The organism is Mucilaginibacter sp. P5_A4 (assembly GCF_056400605.1).
Window position 1 is genome coordinate 40,322 of the sequence record NZ_JBFUKX010000040.1, and the last position, 20,815, is coordinate 61,136.

Annotated in this window: 12 protein-coding genes and 1 pseudogene; 7 read left to right on the top strand and 6 right to left on the bottom strand. The window is 43.5% G+C overall.

Going from position 1 to position 20,815, the window contains the following annotated elements:
• Positions 1 to 40: 40 nt before the first annotated feature.
• The 3 genes from hisG to AC1DQW_RS20500 form a co-directional block, all read right to left on the bottom strand.
• A complete protein-coding gene (gene hisG, locus AC1DQW_RS20490; protein WP_477455762.1) occupies positions 41 to 892 on the bottom strand; it encodes an ATP phosphoribosyltransferase in 852 nt (283 codons plus the stop codon).
• Between the two features lie 313 nt (positions 893 to 1,205).
• A complete protein-coding gene (locus AC1DQW_RS20495; protein WP_477455763.1) occupies positions 1,206 to 2,750 on the bottom strand; it encodes a hypothetical protein in 1,545 nt (514 codons plus the stop codon).
• Positions 2,751 to 2,915: 165 nt separating this feature from the next.
• Complete coding sequence (locus AC1DQW_RS20500; protein ID WP_477455764.1) at positions 2,916 to 3,407, bottom strand: D-glycero-alpha-D-manno-heptose-1,7-bisphosphate 7-phosphatase; 492 nt, start codon at positions 3,405 to 3,407, stop codon at positions 2,916 to 2,918.
• 439 nt (positions 3,408 to 3,846) lie between these two features.
• On the opposite strand from AC1DQW_RS20500, the gene gltB reads away from it, so the two are divergent.
• From gltB to AC1DQW_RS20515, 3 genes are all read left to right on the top strand, one after another.
• Complete coding sequence (gene gltB, locus AC1DQW_RS20505; protein WP_477455765.1) at positions 3,847 to 8,364, top strand: glutamate synthase large subunit; 4,518 nt, start codon at positions 3,847 to 3,849, stop codon at positions 8,362 to 8,364.
• A gap of 6 nt (positions 8,365 to 8,370) precedes the next feature.
• Positions 8,371 to 9,849, top strand: a complete 1,479-nt coding sequence (locus tag AC1DQW_RS20510) for a glutamate synthase subunit beta (protein ID WP_477455766.1) — start codon at positions 8,371 to 8,373, stop codon at positions 9,847 to 9,849.
• Between the two features lie 223 nt (positions 9,850 to 10,072).
• Positions 10,073 to 10,606 (top strand): DUF4142 domain-containing protein, encoded by a 534-nt coding sequence (locus AC1DQW_RS20515; RefSeq protein WP_477455767.1) that lies wholly within the window; start codon positions 10,073 to 10,075, stop codon positions 10,604 to 10,606.
• Here AC1DQW_RS20515 and AC1DQW_RS20520 read toward each other — a convergent pair.
• From AC1DQW_RS20520 to AC1DQW_RS20530, 3 genes are all read right to left on the bottom strand, one after another.
• On the bottom strand, positions 10,598 to 11,800 hold the full coding sequence (locus tag AC1DQW_RS20520) for a DUF763 domain-containing protein (protein ID WP_477455768.1): 1,203 nt from the start codon (positions 11,798 to 11,800) through the stop codon (positions 10,598 to 10,600). The genes AC1DQW_RS20515 and AC1DQW_RS20520 overlap by 9 nt on opposite strands.
• Before the next feature lie 124 nt (positions 11,801 to 11,924).
• Positions 11,925 to 13,838 carry an AMP-dependent synthetase/ligase gene (locus tag AC1DQW_RS20525; protein WP_477455769.1) on the bottom strand — a complete coding sequence of 638 codons (1,914 nt, stop codon included), beginning with the start codon at positions 13,836 to 13,838 and terminating at the stop codon, positions 11,925 to 11,927.
• A gap of 70 nt (positions 13,839 to 13,908) precedes the next feature.
• On the bottom strand, positions 13,909 to 14,781 hold the full coding sequence (locus AC1DQW_RS20530; RefSeq protein ID WP_477455770.1) for an alpha/beta fold hydrolase: 873 nt from the start codon (positions 14,779 to 14,781) through the stop codon (positions 13,909 to 13,911).
• A gap of 343 nt (positions 14,782 to 15,124) precedes the next feature.
• On the opposite strand from AC1DQW_RS20530, the gene AC1DQW_RS20535 reads away from it, so the two are divergent.
• The 4 genes and pseudogenes from AC1DQW_RS20535 to AC1DQW_RS20550 all read left to right on the top strand — a co-directional run.
• Positions 15,125 to 18,568 (top strand): ThuA domain-containing protein, encoded by a 3,444-nt coding sequence (locus AC1DQW_RS20535; protein ID WP_477455771.1) that lies wholly within the window; start codon positions 15,125 to 15,127, stop codon positions 18,566 to 18,568.
• A 28-nt stretch (positions 18,569 to 18,596) separates the two neighbouring features.
• A complete protein-coding gene (locus AC1DQW_RS20540; RefSeq protein WP_477455772.1) occupies positions 18,597 to 19,457 on the top strand; it encodes a sugar phosphate isomerase/epimerase family protein in 861 nt (286 codons plus the stop codon).
• Between the two features lie 2 nt (positions 19,458 to 19,459).
• On the top strand, positions 19,460 to 20,404 hold the full coding sequence (locus AC1DQW_RS20545; RefSeq protein ID WP_477455773.1) for a sugar phosphate isomerase/epimerase family protein: 945 nt from the start codon (positions 19,460 to 19,462) through the stop codon (positions 20,402 to 20,404).
• Positions 20,405 to 20,607: 203 nt separating this feature from the next.
• Positions 20,608 to 20,815: pseudogene (locus AC1DQW_RS20550) on the top strand (hypothetical protein); the annotation flags it as partial.

Below are 20,815 nucleotides of genomic sequence, written 5' to 3' on the forward strand. Positions count from 1 at the left end.
AAGCCCTCCCTTCCGGGGAGGGTTGGGTGGGGCTGCCGCCCTACAATATTATCTTCTCAATAGGCATTACTAAAATGCCTTGTGCGCCGGCTTGTTTTAGCTGGCTTATCCTATTCCAGAAATCGCGTTCAGGGATAACGGTGTGCACAGCAACCCAGTCAGCTTCGGCCAATGGTATAACCGATGGGCTTTTTACTCCGGGTAATAAAGCAATCACCGTATCAAGATTATCTTTATGAACGTTAAGTACCACATACTTAGTCTCTTTTGCACGCAAAACAGATTGGATACGTTGGATAAGTTCAAGCACCAGGTCATGGTTTTCGGTGGTCTTGCTGCCTATCAATACTGCCTCTGACGACATTACATCAGCAAAGGGCTTTAAACCATTGCTTTTTAATGTACCGCCGGTAGAAACAAGATCGCAAATGGCATCACTTAATCCCAGGCCTGGAGAAATTTCCACAGAGCCGGAGATCGTACGGATATCTGATTGTATCCCCTTCTCTTTCAAAAACTTTCCTAATATAACAGGATAAGTAGTTGCAATGGCTTTGCCGTTTAAATCGGTAAGCGATTGAATGTCGTTATTGTTTGGTACTGCTATTTTAAGTGAGCATTTACCAAAACCTAAACGCTGCAGGTAGCTTACTTCAACTTCGGTTTCCTGTATCACGTTTTCGCCTACAATACCCAGGTCGGCAATGCCATCCTGTACGTATTCGGGAATATCATCATCGCGAAGAAAAAGGATCTCTAAAGGGAAGTTTGATACCGGTGAGATAAGCGAGCTTTTGTAATTTTCGAAGTTTAAGCCGCAATTTTTTAATAATTCAACGGATTTTTCGTTGAGGCGGCCAGATTTCTGGATCGCTATTTTAAGTGTTTTCACAAAATGAATTTAAGGAACTATAATAAAAAAGAGTATAAACGGAGTTTGTTATTTCGCGTAGAAACATACATTTAGCTGATCACCACATGGTGGTGATGCAGATGGAGATGATGTAAAGCGATACCGTTCATTTTTTTATAGTATACTACGGGTAAGTCGCCGCAAATATAGACAGATGTTTTTTAAATCAAAATTTAATGTGAATTTGTCGGAATCAGAATTTACCGAATTTTAGGATTAACAGAATCTTGTGTCAGCCGAATCACTAAACGAATTTAAGGAATTAACCGAATTTTAAGGTTCTGTCTATTCTTTAATTTTGCAAATTCTGATTCAGACTATTGCTTTCATCATACTCATAAATACCACCTTCTTCTCCAAAATCCTTTATCAGCCTAAGGTGTTTTACCTTTTCTATATCCTTTATATTGATAAGCTCGGGGTTTTCGAGCGCTTTAAACCAGATGAGATAGAAATGCCTGATCTGGTAAAATTTGGCCACATCCTTCTTGAAAAACCTGTGTGGGACAAGATATGATGACATGCCCGAGAAGAAATAAACAGCCTCATGTGCATCTGTATAAATGGTAACTTTAGGGTCGAACCGGCTTTTATCAATCGTTTTAAGATAGGCTGCGAATGGCGATTCCATCCAACTGTTATCGGTATATCCGGGGTTTCCATATTGGTCGGCTACCTGGTCATCATATCGGCCTTTATCAATAAAAAACTCCTTGGTAACAAAGCCCAGCATCAGCAATATCATTAAGCCGGCTACTATTTTGCGGGTAGTGGTGTTTGCTATTTTTTTAAGCAGCAGTAGCCCCCAGCTGGTATAGCCCCACAGCGCTGGTATATATATAGGCGCCAGCAGGCGATGGTTAATGCGCTCGTACCGCGAAAAAGTTGATGATATCACGATGAACAACCCATAAACCAAAGCGAAGGTAATAGCCAGGTTTTCGTAACCATCAAGGTGGCGGCGGTAATAGTTATAAGCCAACGCAGCAATAAAACCAATAAATATAATTGTGGCCAATGGTACCGACAGCCAATACTGGTTTGGTGTAAGCCCCATCCAATCGCAAATTACGTTACCAAAATAATACAGGTTTTTACCAAACGAAGTAATAGATGGTTCGCGCGGGCCGGTAGTAGTGCCCGACATGAAAGCGTTAAACAGCAAATTGCTTACCAGCAGAGAAATGCAAACAAAGCCATATATGATAATGTGAATTATCTTCTTTTTAAGCGGCAAAAACCTGTCGAGCAGCAAAAGTAAGCCGCCGGTGCCCACAATAGTAACTGCAGCATAGCGGGTAACGCAGCCTATTGCGGCTATCAGCGCTGCAATTACTAATGTTTTAATGGTATGCTTTAAAAGATATTCCCTAAACGCGACGATGAAAAACAGGGTCTCTAAGATAAACAGCGTCTCTGACCATAAATAGGAGTAAACCTGCAGCAACGCCGGGCTCAATATAATAGCTACTAACATTAACCATTTATATATACGCGATGCCGGAACAAACCTGTGCATAATCCATCCGCTGGTGTATATCAGGGTGGCAAACATTAACCCGTTCAATATCGCCCCAAAAGCAACCGGATCAATACGGGTAATAAACATGATGCTCCCTAAAAATACGGGATAAAAAACCGGGAAATCAACAATAGGAATATGATTAAATGTTTGCAAGGTGCCATTTGTATTTAAACTGCGCGCGGCACTGGTATACATGATAGAATCCGGCGAAATACCGATGCCGCTGTACTTGCAAAACAATTGGATAGCAAAAAAGCCAATTACTGCGGCGATAAAGGTGTCGTAGTTTTTTAAATAGCGGCTTAACTGCATGTAGCGATTTTTACTGTTAGATAGTGGTAAAAGTTGTAAAGGGGCAAAATGTTTTAAAAATAGTTAAAAAGCCCTTACCTAAGATCTCCCCCGGCTTCAAAACTTTTGAATAAAAAAGTTTTGAAGCCCTCCCCTCCGGGGAGGGCTTGGGTGGGGCTGTTGTTTTTACGCTATCAAATCCAATACCGTACTTATCGGCTGATCGCTATCTATTAATATCCCTTTTACACCTGCAGAAGTGCCCGCCTCAACATCGCGCTCACGGTCGCCTATGAAATAGGATAGGGCAGGGTCGATGTCGTATTTTTTAATGCCTTGCAGTAGTAAACCTGGTTTGGGTTTGCGGCAATCGCAATCGCCGGTAAAATTGGGGTGGTGTGGGCAGTAAAAAAAGTCGGTTATTTCTACACCGTGTTCTTTATATACTTCTTTTAGATGATTATGCATTTTTGCAAGTTCATCCTCTGTATACCATCCTTTAGCCAGGCCACCCTGGTTTGTAGCTACTAATAGTAAATATCCCCTGTCCTGCAAAGTTTTGAGTGCCTCAAAGTTATCCAGTACATGAAAATCTTCGAAACGGCGAACGTAATCGCCCATTTCCTGGTTTAGTACTCCATCACGATCTAAAAAAACAKCTTTATTTTTTGTGGACATTTGTTGAATTTTTTTTGGCGAAGTTAATAGTTTTTTAGAGAGTCCATAGCCAATGGTCGATAGTCCATAGCTATCGCCCCCGATTTTAAACGTTTAATAGCATGGTCTATGGACTATCGACCATTGACTAATGAGATAAATGTCTACTCTCCACATAGATTTAGCAAACAAAATTTTATTCTGTTATAAATAAATATACCGCTTGTATAAATGATTACGGCTTGGCTGGTGCAACTTTATATTGATTCTAAATAGTAAAACATTATATTTCATTTAGTAAATCATAATAATTGCTTGTTTATGTTGATAATTTGTTAAATAAATATGATTTAAATAATTGATTTTTTAGAAATCTTTAAAAATTTCCATAAATTTTATAATTTATTTATATATCAGTAACTTCGTAGTTACACCATTTTATAAAACGGTTTAATTTACAATGAATCAAACTGAGAGCAACCAGGGCCTTTATAGGCCAGAATTTGAACACGACTCCTGCGGAACTGGATTTATAACCAATATTAACGGTCATAAAAGTAACCAGATTATTGATGACGCGCTTACCATGCTCGAAAACATGGAACACCGCGGCGCTTGCGGATGCGACCCCGAAACCGGCGATGGTGCCGGTATCCTGATACAATTGCCACATGAGTTCCTGATGGAAGAATGCTCAAACCTGGAGATCAGCCTGCCCGAACCGGGTGAGTATGGTGTTGGGATGATATTTTTTCCTAAGGATTCGGCCCAAAAGAAAGCTTGCCGTATAGTTATTACCAATGCTATTGAAAAGTTAGGCCTTGTAAAATTGGGTTACCGCAAATTGACCGTTGATTCAATGGCTGTTGGCGTAACCGCCCGGCAGGCCGAGCCCGATGTTGAGCAGATTTTTATAGCCCGCCCGCACCATATTACCAATGCGGATGATTTTGAGCGCAAACTTTTCATATTAAGAAGGTATATCAATAAAACCATCACCGAAACTATAGCAGGTGCGGCCGAGCATTTTTATTTTACCTCGTTATCCTGCAAAACCATTGTTTACAAAGGGCAGGTAACAACCTACCAACTGCGTAAATATTATGCTGATCTTACAGATCCGCGTATTGCTTCAGGCTTTGCCATGATCCACTCGCGTTTCTCAACAAATACTTTTCCATCATGGAAACTGGCTCAGCCTTTCCGACTGATAGCCCATAATGGCGAGATTAATACCCTGACAGGTAATTTAAACTGGTTTTATGCAGGCTTAAAATCATATGCTTCGTCGTACTTTACTGCCGAAGAAATGGAAATGCTGTTGCCGGTGATTGATAATAATCAATCGGACTCTGCTTGCCTGGATAACATTATTGAAATTCTGTTGCACTCTGGTCGCTCGTTACCTCATGTAATGATGATGCTGGTACCAGAAGCATGGGACGGCAACGTACACATGGATCCGGTGAAAAAAGCATTTTACGAGTACCATGCAACATTAATGGAGCCCTGGGATGGCCCGGCCGCTATCACCTTTACCGATGGTAAGCTGGTAGGCGCTTTGTTAGACAGGAATGGTCTTCGCCCTTTACGTTATGTGATCACCAACGATGGCCGCGTTATAGCTGCATCAGAAGCTGGTACCTTAACTATTGATGAAAGCACCGTTTTACGTAAAGGCCGTTTACAACCCGGTAAAATGCTGCTAATAGATACCGAAAAAGGCAGGATCATTACCGATGATGAAATAAAGAAACAGATTACTTCCAGGCAGCCTTATGGCCGCTGGTTGGAGAATTATAAAATTAACCTGAGCGAGCTTACCGAACCACGTTTGGCATTCGCCCAGCTTTCAGAAGCATCTGTTTTTCGTTACCAGCAGGTATTTGGTTATAGCCGCGAGGATATTGATACCATTATAAAGCCTATGGCTGTTGATGGTAAAGAGCCTGTTGGCTCAATGGGTACTGATGTGCCTTTGGCCATCTTATCTGATAAGCCGCAGCATTTGTCAAGCTACTTTAAGCAATTTTTTGCCCAGGTTACCAACCCGCCTATCGATCCTATCCGTGAGCGTTTGGTAATGAGCCTTGCTACCTTTATTGGTAACAATGGCAATTTGCTTGATGAAGATAAAATGCATTGCCATTGCGTGGTTTTAAAACACCCCATATTAAAAAATCACCAGTTAGAAAAACTGCGCAGTATTGATACCGGTCTTTTTCACGCTAAAACACTGCAAACTTATTTTGTGGCCGATGGCATGCCTGGTTCATTAGAAAAAGGGATTGCAAGGCTTTGTCGCTACGCCGAAGATGCCGTTGATGATGGATTTGAGGTATTGATCCTGTCGGATCGTGCTGTTGATTCCGAACATGCTCCAATTCCTACTTTGCTCGCTGTGTCTGCCGTACATCACCATCTTATCAAAAAAGGCCGTCGTGGTGCGGTTGGATTAGTGGTTGAAACAGGAGATGCATGGGAAGTACATCACTTTGCCTGTTTGCTGGCTTTCGGTGCAACAGCAATCAACCCATACCTGGCTTTGGCTACAATCGAAACTGTTAAAAACAACGGCAGTTTAGAAACCAGCCTTGATATTAAAACATTACAAAAAAACTATGTAAAATCTGTAAATGATGGTTTGCTGAAGATCTTCTCCAAAATGGGGATCTCTACACTGCAATCATACCATGGTTCACAGGTATTTGAAATATTAGGTTTAAACAAAAGTGTTGTTGATCGCTATTTCTGCGGAGCTGTTACCCGTATAGGTGGTTTAGGTTTAGATGAAATTGCCCGCGAAGCACTTTGTAAACACCGCATTGGTTTTAATGCTAAAACTGCTGATAACTTACTACCAGAGGGTGGTATTTACCAATGGAAACGCAGGGGCGAAGCTCACTTATTTAACCCAACTACCGTACATTTATTACAACATGCTACCCGTAGTAATGATTACTCGGTATATAAAAACTATGCTAAGGTAATTAACGAGCAAACTGAAAAGCATTTCACGATACGTGGTTTGCTTGATTTTGCCCATCACCGTGAAGCCATCTCTATTGATGAGGTTGAACCTGCCGGAAACATCATGAAGCGTTTTGCAACAGGCGCTATGTCATTCGGATCTATATCTCACGAGGCACACAGTACTATGGCTATCGCTATGAACCGCATAGGTGGTAAAAGCAATACCGGCGAAGGCGGTGAGGATGAAATGCGTTACGAAAAAATGGCCAGCGGCGACTCAATGCGTTCGGCTATTAAGCAAGTGGCATCGGCCCGTTTTGGGGTAACTTCAAATTACCTTACCAATGCCGATGAGCTGCAGATTAAAATGGCGCAAGGTGCCAAACCAGGTGAAGGCGGACAGCTACCGGGTCATAAAGTTGATGACTGGATTGCTAAAACACGCCACTCCACACCAGGAGTTGGCCTGATTTCGCCGCCACCACACCACGATATTTACTCTATCGAGGATTTGGCCCAACTGATATTCGATCTTAAGAATGCCAACCGTGCCGCACGTATTAACGTGAAGCTGGTATCAAAAGCCGGTGTTGGTACTATAGCTGCTGGTGTTGCCAAAGCACATGCCGATGTGATCCTGATTGCAGGATACGATGGTGGTACAGGTGCATCGCCAATAAGCTCTGTAAAACATGCAGGCTTACCGTGGGAACTTGGTTTAACCGAGGCTCACCAAACACTGGTACGTAACAAACTGCGTAGCCGTGTAGTGTTACAAACAGATGGCCAGTTAAAAACAGGCCGCGATTTGGCGATAGCCTGTTTAATGGGTGCCGAAGAGTGGGGTGTTGCTACAGCTGCGCTTGTAGCCGGTGGCTGTATAATGATGCGCAAGTGTCATTTAAATACCTGCCCTGTAGGTGTTGCTACACAGGATCCTGAATTGAGGAAACTATTCAGCGGCAAGCCCGAGCATGTGGTTAACCTGTTCCGCTTTATGGCCGAAGAACTTCGGGAGATTATGGCTGAGCTTGGTTTCCGTACTATTAATGAGATGGTTGGTCGTGTTCAGTTCCTGAAAGTGAAAGATCACCTGGATAGCTGGAAAGCTAAAAAGATAGATCTGAGTGGCATATTGCACCCGGTTACCAATACCAAAGGAATGACACTGTATAACAGTGAGCAACAGGATCATGGTATGAGCGAAATACTTGACTGGCAACTATTAGCGACCGCAAAAATTGCGCTTGAAGATAAAACGCCTGTATTTGCATCGTTCGATGTAATCAACGTTAACCGTACTGTCGGCACGCTTTTATCAAACGAGATCTCTAAAAAATATGGCTCGGCAGGATTGCCCGACAATACCATCAACTATAAATTCAAAGGTTCGGCCGGGCAAAGCTTTGGCGCGTTTGCAACAAAAGGGATTTCCTTTGAGCTTGAAGGCGAAGCCAATGATTATGTAGGTAAAGGTTTATGCGGAGCACAGCTGGCAATTTATCCGGCAGCAAACGCAACATTTGTTCCCGAAGATAATATCATCATTGGTAACGTTGCACTTTATGGTGCTACATCAGGTGAAGTATTTGTAGGTGGCATGGCAGGCGAGCGTTTCGCAGTGCGTAACTCCGGCGCAACAACAGTTGTTGAGGGTATTGGCGATCATGGCTGCGAATATATGACCGCTGGCCGGGCGCTTATCCTGGGTAAAACCGGGCGCAATTTTGCAGCAGGTATGAGTGGTGGTTTAGCCTGGGTATTCAACCCCGATAACAGCTTCGCCGAAAACTGCAATACCGAGATGGTGGATCTTGATCCTTTATCATTACAGGATGAAGAGCAGATACTGGCTTTATTGCGCAAGCATATCAGCTTAACAGGCAGCAAGCTTGCCCAGCAGATATTAGACAACTGGAATGAGGCATCAACCCAATTTGTGAAGGTGTATCCAAAAGAGTATAAAAGAGTATTAGAGAAATTACAATATCAAACAATAGGCTAAATTTCAATGGGAAAACCAACAGGATTTCAGGAGTTTAACAGGGAATTACCAACGAAGGTTTCCGCTACTGAACGCGTAAAAAACTATAATGAGTTTGTTAATTTGTATACCGATGAGAAGCTAAATCAGCAATCGGCCAGGTGTATGAATTGCGGGATCCCTTTTTGCCATTCGGGATGTCCGCTGGGTAATATTATTCCAGAGTTTAACGATGCCGTGTATCGTAAAAACTGGGAAGAGGCTTACCATATTTTATCATCAACTAATAATTTTCCTGAATTTACAGGACGCATATGCCCTGCACCTTGCGAATCGGCCTGTGTTTTAGGTATTAACAAACCGGCTGTAGCAATTGAGGAAATTGAGAAACATATTATCGAGATAGCTTACCAGAAAAACCTGGTTAAGCCAACCGCACCCTTAGTTAAATCTGGTAAAAAAGTAGCCGTTATTGGCTCTGGTCCGGCCGGATTGGCAGCGGCTGCCCAATTGGTGAAAGCCGGTCATGCAGTAACCGTTTATGAGCGTGATGATAAACCAGGTGGTTTATTACGCTACGGTATTCCAGACTTTAAACTGGAGAAAAATGTTGTAGAACGCCGTATCGAGGTAATGGAAAAAGACGGTATTGTGTTTAAATTGAACAGCGAAGTGGGTGTAAATGTAGCAGCCGACGAACTGGTACGCAATAACGATGCTGTGGTATTGGCTGGTGGTTCAACTGTACCACGTAACCTCACGATCCCTGGCAGGGAATTAAAAGGAATCCATTTTGCTATGGATTTTTTAAAACAGCAAAACAAACGCGTAAGCAATATTAGTGTAGATGCCGATGATATTTTGGCTACAGGTAAGGATGTAGTAGTAATTGGTGGTGGTGATACCGGCAGCGACTGTGTGGGTACTTCAAATCGCCAGGGTGCAAAATCTATTAAGCAATTTGAGGTAATGTATCAGCCACCGGCGCAACGTACACAACACATGCCGTGGCCAACATACCCAATGATCCTGAAGACTACCAGCTCGCACGAGGAAGGTGCAGAACGTTTTTGGGGAGTTAATACCCTGGAGTTCCTGGGCGACGAAAAAGGCAACCTTAGGGCATTAAAAGTTGTTGATGTATCCTGGGAGCAGGATGTTATGGGCCGGCCCCTAAAATTTAATACAGTTGAAGGCTCTGAGCGCGAAATACCTTGTCAGCGTGTATTCCTGGCAATGGGTTTCCTTTATCCTCAGCCTACTGGTTTATTAGCACAATTAGGCGTTGAACTCGACGAACGTAAGAACGTTAAAGCTAAAGAAGGCGTTTACCGTACCAACGTAAGCAAAGTGTTTGCCGCCGGCGATATGCGCCGTGGACAATCGCTGGTTGTTTGGGCCATTTCAGAGGGTCGTGAAACTGCCCGCAAAGTAGATGAATTTTTAATGGGCCACTCTTTACTGGAAAGCAAGGATGCCGTTAACCAGTTTGACCAGGTGTTTTAAAAGATCACCTATCTGCTGAAGATATAACCACTTTGTAATACCTTTTTTGGTATAGCAAAGTGGTTTTTTTATTTAGCAAATCGAGCTTCGGAAGGTTTTTACCTCTGTGTTTTCGGATCTGCTCTGTTGTTGCTGTAGCAGGCATTACTAATAATTACGTTATCTGGTAAACCAGACAGGAGTTTTTTTGTTAAACCTGAACAGTAGCATAATCTAATTATAAATGAAGCAAATAACAGGTCTTATATTGGGCGCGGTTACCCTGATTTTGGTTCAATCGTGTCAGAGTAACAAACGGGCGAATAATTATAATAATAAAGTACTTGTTGATGACAGTGGTTTGTTATTTCTTAAAAATGGTACAGAAGCAAGTAATGCAACTGTGAAGGCATCGGGATTGGCTATTTCTAACTCAAAAAATCAGCGGGTAATCCAATTTGCTAAAGCCATGATAGATGATCATAGCCTGCTGGCTGATGATCTTAAAAAATTTGCGACTGACAATTTTGCAGCCACTACCGATACGATATATCCGGCCCATTTGCAAATGATAGCCGGCCTGGAAAAAAAGAAGGCTGCTGAATTTGATAAAGCTTATTTAGAAATAATTATAGGCCAGCATGAGCGACAAATAAACCTGTTTAAAGCTGCCACGCAGGATAAAAGTTTGAACGTGTCAGCATTTGCACAGAAAACTATACTGTCATTACAAGCCCATCTCGATTCGGCTAAAATGATTAGTGCAACCTTAAAATAGTTTTAATTGCTGTTGTATCGGCGGCTTTGCTTTACCCATCACCGTTCTGCCTCCATATTTCCAGGAATCTTCACGTTCTTTGGCTATTACCTGGTCAAAATTGGCGTTAGGTGTAAAGTCTTTTTCGGCATTCGCTGCAATTTTGTGTAATCGTTTAATAGCCTCGTTTTGCTCAGACAAGCCCAGTTTTGCTTTGTAAACCGCGTTTTGCAAGATACTGATGGTTTCATCATAAACCTTGATAGGTACCGGGAAAGGATGGCCATCTTTTCCGCCATGCGCGAAAGAAAATCTTGCAGGGTCTTTAAACCGCGATGGTGTACCGTGAATCACCTCGCTTACCAGCGCCAATGATTGCAAAGTGCGTGGCCCCAGGCCTTGCAGTAACAGCAGATCCTCAAATTCGGCGGGTTGTTTTTCATGGGCAAGCCAAAGTACCGCGCCAAGGCGTTTAAGGTCCACATCTTTAGCCTTTACTTCATGGTGACTCGGCATAATCAATCGGCCAATTTCCCTGATCATCACCTCCGGGTTTTCACCTGCAATCTGCATCACTCCATTTCTGGCAGAATCAGCAAGTTTATCGGTCATATTCAGTATCAAACCGGTATTTTTTCCATAGATAGAAGTATGCGGGTCATCCACAAAAGAGGTGAGGTGCTCCGAATGCCAGTGGTAGCGTCGGGCTGTACTGCTGGCATCACTCATACCTTGTTGCACAACAGCCCATTTACCGGTATCGCTCAAAATAAAATTATGGGTATATAGCTGGAAGCCATCCTGTATGGCTGTATTATCAACCTTGGCGCTTAGTTTGCTGCATTTAACCAGGTAGTTACCGTCAAGCCCTGTAGATTCGCTGATCTTTAACAGTTCTGCCGGGGTTTGTTTGGAGTGCTTGCCCTTGCCGCCGCAAACGTAAATACCCAGTTCGCGACTATGTGGATTAATGGCCCTCTTCAACGCACCCATTACAGAGGTAGTTATTCCGGAGGAATGCCAGTCCATCCCCATAACAGCACCCAGACTTTGAAACCAGAACGGATCGCTCAAACGGCGCAGCACTTCGTCTTTACCATAATCAATCACAATATTTTCGATTACTGCCAAGCCTAACTTTGCCATACGTTCGGCAAGCCATATGGGTACATAGCCATAGTGTAAAGGTAAGTCAGCACTGCCAGATCGCTTCATGCTAACAAAATTAGTAAAAATTACCCGGTTTTAAGATTTTTGAAGATTAAGTCACAAAATAGTTTGAGTTTGTCCAACAAGATAGAAGCACATCTTCAAACCGTCGAATCTTCAAATAAAATCATTAATCATCGGCATTCGCTTCTCCCGCATACATATCATCAATATCCGCCGCGTATTTCTTTTCTATCACTTTGCGTTTTGCTTTCATGGTAGGGGTAATTTCGCCTTCTTCCATACTGAAAGGGTTGCGCTTTACTTTGAACGATTTTACGCGTTCAAATTTGGCAAGTTCGTTGCTTAGCTTACGAATGTCTAGGCCAATCCAGTCAATGATCTCTTTATCCTCAATAAAAACGTCTGATCGTTCGAAAAATTCGTTTTTCAGATTAAAGGCTTCCTGCAGGGTTTCTTTGCCGGGCACTATAATAGCTGCAATGTACTCGCGCTTATCGCCCACTAAAAATACCTGTTCAATTTTGGGGCTTTTAAGATAGGTGTTTTCAACCGGGGTAGGATAGATGTTTTTGCCATAGGCGTTCACCAGCATGTTTTTAAGGCGGTCGGTAATTTGCAGGTTGCCCCGAAAAAAGCGGCCGATATCGCCGGTATGGAACCAGCCATCAGCATCAATCACCGTAGCGGTTTCCCCCGGTTTGTGCCAGTAGCCTTTCATTACACAGTGGCCGCGTACAATGATCTCGCCTTCTTCGGTAACCAGGTCTTCCCTGAAATTATCGTGGGTTTGGACGGTATAGATCTTTTTGGTGTCTACATTTTGAATTGCAACTTCAATGCCCGGAATAATACGGCCAACAGTGCCATAAATTACCCTATGCCGTTCGGTAACGGCCATAACCGGAGAGGTTTCTGTTAGCCCAAAGCCTTCAAGTATCACAATACCCAGATCGCCAAAAAACTCACCGATGTTTTTAGGCAGCGCACCTCCGCCCGATACCATGAACTGTAATTTACCGCCGGTTTTTTCTTTTATCTTGCTGAATACCAGTTTTTCTGCTATCACGTGCTGTGTTTTTAAAATGGGCCCGGGTTTTTTACCTGCTTCCAGCACCAAGCGTACCTTTTTACCAATCTCAAACGCCCATAAAAATATTTTGGTTTTAAGGCCTCCTGCTGATGTTCCGCTTTTGATGGCTTTATCATGTATGCGTTCGAGCAGGCGTGGTACGCAGCATAATATGGTAGGTTTAACCTCTGCCATATTTTTTGCCAACAACTCTAAACTTTGGGCAAAGGCAATTTGTGAACCTTTTAAAATGGCGATATGATAAATGGTACGCTCAAACACATGTGATAACGGCAGGAACGAAAGGAAACGGTCGGTCTTTGATACAAACGGAATCTGGATAACACTGTTTAAAGCATTCTGGGTGAGGTTATAATGAGTAAGCATTACTCCTTTAGGGATCCCTGTGGTGCCAGACGTATAAATAAGGCAGGATAGATCTGTAGGTAAAATAGCTTCACGGGCAGCGCTAATGGCTTCGCGATATTGCCTTACCAATACCAACCCCTCGCTGATCACCTGGTCGAACCCGATAACACCCGCATTGAGGTTTAGCTTGCTGCTGTATTTTTCAAAATCATCAAATGCAGGAATAATGCGGATAAGTGAAGCGCAGTTGTTGGCTATTTTAAGCACCTTACGGAAAAGGAAGGGATTGCCGGCAATAATGGTTTTAGCGCCGGAATCATTCAGGATATATTCAATTTCGTTTTCGGTAAGGGTTGGATATATAGAGGCGTTAACCGCACCTATCTGCTGCAGTGCCTGGTCATAATAAACGTAGTTTGGGCCATTTTCGATAATGAGGGAAAGCCGGTCGCCTTTTTGAATACCCAGGCTAAGTAGCCACGCAGATATAGCATCGATCTTTTCTAAAGCCTCGCCGTAACTAATCTCTACCCAGGTATCATTCACTTTATGGATCATAAAGGTTTGGCTTTCTGGGTGAATATGGGCTACTGTATTGCGGATAAATGATGGAACAGTTGATAGATCGCTTACCTGGCTCATTAAGTATGAATGATTTATATAAGCATCAAACTTATGTTTTTTAAGCTAAATACTAAAATGAAATAATGCTTTACTTAGTCTCCGGCATCGGTGCTGCCAGGTATTCTTCCAGCATTGCAACAAACAGCTCCGGCACTTTACTATCGGGATTTGGCGACATCGCTTCACCCATATAACTGCCATGGTTATCAGGGAATATTGACAACCGGCCATGACGTAACAAGCGGTACATTTCTACTGCATGTTCCGGGCGCACCACGTCCTGGTCGCCAACAATTACCAGCGTTGGAGCCTGTATCGATCTGATGTCTTCTTCTTTCCAATCCACAAAAGTTTGCATCCTTCCGGCATCTCTATCGTGCATACTTTGCAACCCGGCCTGGGTATTACCAGGGATACTTAAATATGCATCCTGGTATAATTTGGGCATCTGTTCCAGTTTCGCATGCTGCATCCCTTCCCAAAACCAGGAGTACATACCTTCGCGTTTATAAAATGCCGATGCCAGGATAAGTTTGCGCACACGTTCGGGATGTCTTAAGGCTATTTTCATGGCTGTATTACCTCCATTGCTGAAGCTCAGGATATCTGCTCCGGTAATGTTCAGTTGTTTAAGCAGGTCGGCTACATCATCCGCGTCCTGCTCAAAACTTGTAGGGGCGTCCCTGTCGCTTGTATGCCCGTGAGCCTGAAGTTCTACAGCTATAACCTTATGAGTTTTGGCAAGCACCGGCATTATCTTCCCAAAAGAAGTTTGTATGGTTGACCCGCCACCATGGATCAATACCAATGGCTGACCACTACCATGGATTTCGTAATACATTTTTATGCCGTTTACATTGGCATAGCGGCCCATTTCCTGGCCCTGGGTTTTATTGGCTGTTGTCATAGCTGTCAGGATAAAAACGGTGATTTTAATAAAATGGTTAAACAAGTTTTGCATGAATCAAATATACTATTGGTCATTAAAATAACAGATGGCTCTTTACGACAATTGCAGATCAGTTTCCGACAGTTTTATAAGCGTTTACCGCGTGTTTATAAATCCCATTGGTAACAATTCATTTACAAAACAAACAGGCCCTCAAATAAGCGTGTATTTATTACACAGTGATGAGTTATAAATACTAATATTGTATTAGCCAATTAATCTGCCGATACGTTTTTGCCCCTACATAATACGTTTTTATCATTAAGGATCAGCTTTTTATGTGGAATTTTTAATAGGATATATTGCTGTGGCGACCGGTAGGTAATAAATTAAACATCAACTAATCTCTCAAATAATGTCTTTAAAATTAAAACTCACCTCTATTTTATTGATAGGGCTCAGCTTTGGACTATATTCTTTTAAAAAGCCTGTACCCATGCAGCGTGTACTGGTTTTTTCAAAAACATTGGGCTGGCACCATTCCTGCATCCCTTTTGGTATAGCTGCTATTCAAAAGCTGGGTAAAGAGAATAATTTTGAGGTGGATACCACTGCTAATGCTGACGCTTTTGCTGATGATAATTTAAAAAAGTATGATGCCGTAATATTTAACTGCACTACCGGCAATGTGCTTAATGCTGTACAGCAAGCAGCCTTTGAACGCTATATACAGGCGGGTGGCGGCTACGCGGGCGTACACTCTGCTGCCGATACCGAATACGATTGGCCATGGTACGGCAAACTGGTTGGTGCCTATTTTTCAAGTCATCCAAATAATTCAAACATTCGGAAGGCAACTATTGATGTTACCGACAGAACAAACCTCATAACCGCAAATCTGCCTGCCCGCTGGGAGCGTACCGACGAATGGTATAACTATAAATCCATTTACAGTGGCATTCATGTGCTGGCCAGTTTGGATGAGAATACGTATGATGGGGGCACCAATGGCGCAAATCATCCCATTACCTGGTTTCATGAGTTTGATGGCGGTCGCTCATTTTACACAGGCTGTGGTCATACCGATGAAAGTTACAGCGATCCTTTGTTCCTGGGCCAGCTGCTGGGTGGTATCCGGTATGCTATGGGTAATGGCAAATCGTTGGATTATAGTAAATCCTATTCAAAGGTATCGCCAGATCAAACCCGGTTTATAAAAACGGTGTTGGTAAGTAACATAGCATCCCCAATGGAGCTGGCAACGGCTAAGGACGGGCGCGTGTTTTTCACCCAGCTGATGGGTAATTTCTCGGTCTATAATACCCACACCCGCCAGTTTAAGGTGATCCATAAATTCCCTATTACTTATGAAGGGGGGACAGGGGTTATCGGTTTAACGCTCGACCCTAAATTTGAAAGTAACCAGTTTGTATATATTTATTACATGCCAGCCGGGCAAACTGTCGAACCGCTCAACTTCCAGCTCTCGCGCTTTAAGGTTAGCCCTGCAAATGTACTCGACCTAAAATCAGAAAAGGTCCTGTTAAAAGTTCCTGTACAAAAAGTGAGCGGTGCCCACCATGGCGGCTCGTTAGCCTGGGATAAAAATGGCAACCTGTATTTATCAACGGGAGACAGTTCGAGCCCGTTCCCGGCTGATGGTTATGCTCCGTTGGATGAGCGCCCAGGCCAGGAGCATTATAGTTTAGATGCACAGCGTAGTGCGGGTAACACCAATGATTTTAAAGGTAAAATACTACGGATTCACCCCGAAGCTGATGGTACCTATACTATACCCGAGGGCAACCTTTTCCCTAAAGGCACGGCCAAAACCAAACCCGAGATTTATGTGATGGGCTGCCGTAACCCTTATAGAATTGCGGTAAACCCGATAACTTCGGTGTTATATTGGGGCGAGGTTGGACCGGATGCCGGTAAAGATTCGCCGCGCGGCCCGCGTGGCTACGATGAATTTAACCAGGCCCGCAAGGCCGGGAATTTTGGCTGGCCATATTTTGTAGGCAATAACTTCGCCTATTCGCATTGGGATTTTGTAACCAATACGCCAGGGCCTAATTTTGATCCCAGGGCACCTGTAAATAATTCGCCTAATAATACAGGTTTAAATCTGCTGCCTCCGGCCACACCAGCCATGATCTGGTACCCGTATGCTGCGTCTGACCAGTTTCCCGAATTAGGGATGGGTGGCAGGTGCGCTATCGGCGGTGATTTTTATGAGTACGATGTTAATGTTAAAAACCCGAATAAATTCCCTGAGTATTTCAGCGGTACATTATTTATGGCCGATTGGATGCGTAACTGGGTTATTAATCTGAAGTTTGATAAGGATGAGAATTACCTCCGTAATGAAGCTTTTATGCCAGCTAATGGCGATTTCAGGCGGCCAATTGATATGCAATTTGGTCCTGATGGTGCATTGTATATGCTGGAGTATGGTTCTGTTTACGGTGCACAAAATGAAGATGCCCGCCTGGTGAAAATTGAATATAATACAGGTAACCGCGCACCTATTGCTAAAGCTGGTATCACAGATACGGCCATGCAATCCTACTATCAGCATACCAAATATTTGACAGCCGAATTGAAGGAAATGCCCGTTAAAAAGGAAATTTCAGGCCAGGCCCCGCTTAGGGTAATTTTTAACAGCCGGGATAGTAAAGACCAGGACGATGATGATGCAATAACTTACCAATGGTTGTTTGATGGTAAAACAGTTGGCGCAACAACTGCATCTGCAAGCTATGTTTACACTAAACCCGGTGTGTATAAAGCCATATTAAAGGTGAAAGATAAAGGAGGGCTAACGGGCAGGGATACTGTAATGGTAAGAGTTGGTAATACCAGGCCTGTTGTAACTATTGCCAGCACTGATAACAAATCTTTCATCTGGAAAGGCCAGCCCTTTAAGTACAAAATAGTAGTGAAGGATAAAGAGGATGGCAGGATTGATCCCAAACATGTAAAACTATTTTACATTTATAACCCGCAACCATCTGCAGATGGTAAAACCGTGCAAAGCCTGGCAGCTTTATCGGCCACAGAGGTTAGCTATCCGGGTAAGGCCTTAATGGCATCAAGCGATTGTAAATCGTGCCATATGATTAATAAACTTGCAGTTGGGCCAAGCTTTACCGCCATAGCAAACCGCTACAAGGCAGAAAAAGGCGCTACCGATAAGCTATCCAAAAAAATAATTGCAGGTGGCGCAGGCAGCTGGGGAACCGAGCATGTGATGAGCGCTCATCCGCAATTGTCAAGGGCCGATACAAAAGAGATTGTAAAATACATATTCTCTTTAACTGATAAGAAGGGCAAGGCGATGCCATTACCTTTAAATGGCAGCCTGAACCTGAAGTTTAACGATACAGAGCCACACGGGCAGTACACCATACTGGCGTCATACACCGATAAAGGCGGCAAAGCAGTTGGCCCGCTTACGGGCACTGATGTGATTACTTTACGCACAGCAGATGTAAAGGCCATTTACGCAGATGAACTGAAGGGCTTCAATCGTTATAATAACGACCTTTCACAAGGTAGTCATAAGTCATTTGTATTATTCAAGGATGTCGACTTAACAAATATCAAAAAGCTCAGCTTCCAGTATGCCTCAAAAGGCATCGATGGTGAGATTGAGGTTCGTATGGATTCCCAGGCCGGGCCGGTTATTTGCTCTACAGTTTATGGCGATACAGGCGGCTGGGATAAACAGGCCTGGTTAAGTGGTGATGTACAGAAACCAATTACCGGCAAACATAATGTATTCATATTTGCTATTAAACGTACCAAACCAAACGACGGGATCCTAAAACTAAGTGATATCCGGTTTGATCAATAATATTCAATAATTAAGTAAAACGCTGGTCATGAAAAAATTATCTGTAATCACAATGGGTTGCCTGGCAATGGGTTTGCTATCAACGCAAACTTTCGCGCAAAGTGGCAAGCCGGTTTTTGTTGGGTCAGTTGGTGTACAAGCCTATACTTTTCGTGGCAGTATGCCTAAAGCTACTATAGCTGTGCTGGATACCATTAAAGCCATGGGGATAACTGAGCTGGAGGGCCAGGAGCCCAAAGGCATGCCGCCCGAAGAATTCAGGAAACTGTGTAATGAGCGCGGTATAACCATCCCATCTATAGGTGCCGGGTATGATGATATTGTAAAAAGCCCGGGCGATGTTATTAAGCAAGCCAAGATACTGGGTGCTGAATATGTAATGGTGGCCTGGATCCCTCACGGTAAGGAGTTTACGCTGGAGGATGCCAAAAAGGCTGTTGCAGATTTCAACCGGGTAGGACAGATCCTCGCAGAAGCCGGAATTACCTTTTGCTACCATAACCATGGTTACGAATTTGGCCCTTATGAGGATGGCACCCTGTTCGATTATATCGCCAAAAACACCAATCCTAAGTATGTATCCTTCGAGATCGACCTTCTATGGTCGTTCCATGGCGGACAGGATCCGGCTAAGCTGATAAACAAATATCCATCGCGCATTAAACTGGTGCACCTGAAAGATATCCGCAAAGGTGTGGCCAATGATCTTACCGGGGGAACCGATACCAAAAATGATGTAGCATTAGGCACCGGGCAAATTGATATCCCCCAGGTATTGAAGGCTGCAAGAAAAGCAGGCGTTAAACACTATTTTATCGAGGATGAAAGTCCGTCATATGCTACCCAAATCCCGGTTACCATAGCCTATATCAAGAGCTTAAAATATTAAAAATGATCGAGGGATTAAACAGGCGACAGGTGTTGAAAAAGATGGGTTTAGCGGCAGGCGCGGCTGCGTTGGGCGGCAATGTTGCTGCATCGATTAAGGTGGATAAGAAAAACGATCATGGTTTTGTATATTCGCTAAATATGAGCACTATCCGCGGTCATAACCTTGGTTTTGTGAAGGAGCTGGAAGTTGCCGCTAAAGCAGGTTTTACATCTGTAGAGATATGGCTGGATACACTGCAGGCATACCTGCAAAATGGCGGTTCGTTATCCGAAGCAAAAAAGATCATTGACGGCCTTGGACTTAAGGTGGAGGATGCCATCGGCTTTGCACCCTGGATAGTTGATGACAACGCTATCAGGCAGAAAGCCCAGGCACAGTTACAGGCAGATATGGATATGCTGGCTAAAATTGGTTGCCACCGCATAGCCGCTCCGCCTGCGGGTGCCACAAAACTGCCTGCTATTAGCCTGGATACCATTGCCGAACGTTATAATGCCATCCTTAAAATGGGCAAGCAAAGCGGTGTTATCCCACAGCTGGAAATGTGGGGAGGTTCGGTAAACCTTAAACAGGTGAGTCAGGTGCTGTATGTGGCAGCAGCCTGCGGCGATGCTGATGCACGCATTTTGCTGGATGTATTCCATATTTATAAGGGGCAGTCGCCGGTTGAAAGTTTGGCTTTTGTAGGGAAGCCCGCGCTGGAGATCTTTCATGTGAATGATTACCCTGCCGGTATCAGTCCTGAGCAGATCTCGGAGCCAGATAGGATTTATGTGGGCGATGGTATTGCTCCAATAAAGCAACTCCTGCAATTGGCCAGGCATCCCGATAAACCCTTAGTCCTATCCTTTGAAGTATTTAACAAAAGCTATTACGGCCAGGATGCGCTTAAGGTAGCCAAAACAGCATTGAAAAAAATGAAGGCGGTGACTGCCTCAATTTGATAATACCGTGAATGAGGCGTTCCATCGGAACGCCTGGTACGCCCCGAACGGTGTGGAACGCTATTTGCTATGATAATCAGGACTTTAGGTTTTTTGTCAAAATAGGGGTGGAACACTATTTTTATTGATTATCAGCTATTTGCGTTTTTGTAAAAGCCCAGATGTCTTGTCCTGAAATAGGTTTACACATTAAGTAAACAAACATGGATGAGAAATTAGCAAAATTGATTCTTGAAGACCGTAATGTAGGCGATTTAAGTTATCGTACTTTAGCATCAAAGTATGGAATATCCCGCACTCAGATCCACCGGATGGTGATGTCAAAGCAAAAGAAGCAGAAAAAACCGGCAGTAATCAAAGCAGAGGTAGTGGAAGAGTTAGCGTTACCAGACGACATAAAGTTACTGAAGG

Coding starts and splice junctions, on each gene's coding strand:
- AC1DQW_RS20495 (WP_477455763.1), bottom strand. CDS start 2,750: ATGCAGTTAAGCCGCTATTTAAAAAACTACGACACCTTTATCGCCGCA.
- gltB (WP_477455765.1), top strand. CDS start 3,847: ATGAATCAAACTGAGAGCAACCAGGGCCTTTATAGGCCAGAATTTGAA.
- AC1DQW_RS20510 (WP_477455766.1), top strand. CDS start 8,371: ATGGGAAAACCAACAGGATTTCAGGAGTTTAACAGGGAATTACCAACG.
- AC1DQW_RS20515 (WP_477455767.1), top strand. CDS start 10,073: ATGAAGCAAATAACAGGTCTTATATTGGGCGCGGTTACCCTGATTTTG.
- AC1DQW_RS20520 (WP_477455768.1), bottom strand. CDS start 11,800: ATGAAGCGATCTGGCAGTGCTGACTTACCTTTACACTATGGCTATGTA.
- AC1DQW_RS20525 (WP_477455769.1), bottom strand. CDS start 13,838: ATGAGCCAGGTAAGCGATCTATCAACTGTTCCATCATTTATCCGCAAT.
- AC1DQW_RS20530 (WP_477455770.1), bottom strand. CDS start 14,781: ATGCAAAACTTGTTTAACCATTTTATTAAAATCACCGTTTTTATCCTG.
- AC1DQW_RS20535 (WP_477455771.1), top strand. CDS start 15,125: ATGTCTTTAAAATTAAAACTCACCTCTATTTTATTGATAGGGCTCAGC.
- AC1DQW_RS20540 (WP_477455772.1), top strand. CDS start 18,597: ATGAAAAAATTATCTGTAATCACAATGGGTTGCCTGGCAATGGGTTTG.
- AC1DQW_RS20545 (WP_477455773.1), top strand. CDS start 19,460: ATGATCGAGGGATTAAACAGGCGACAGGTGTTGAAAAAGATGGGTTTA.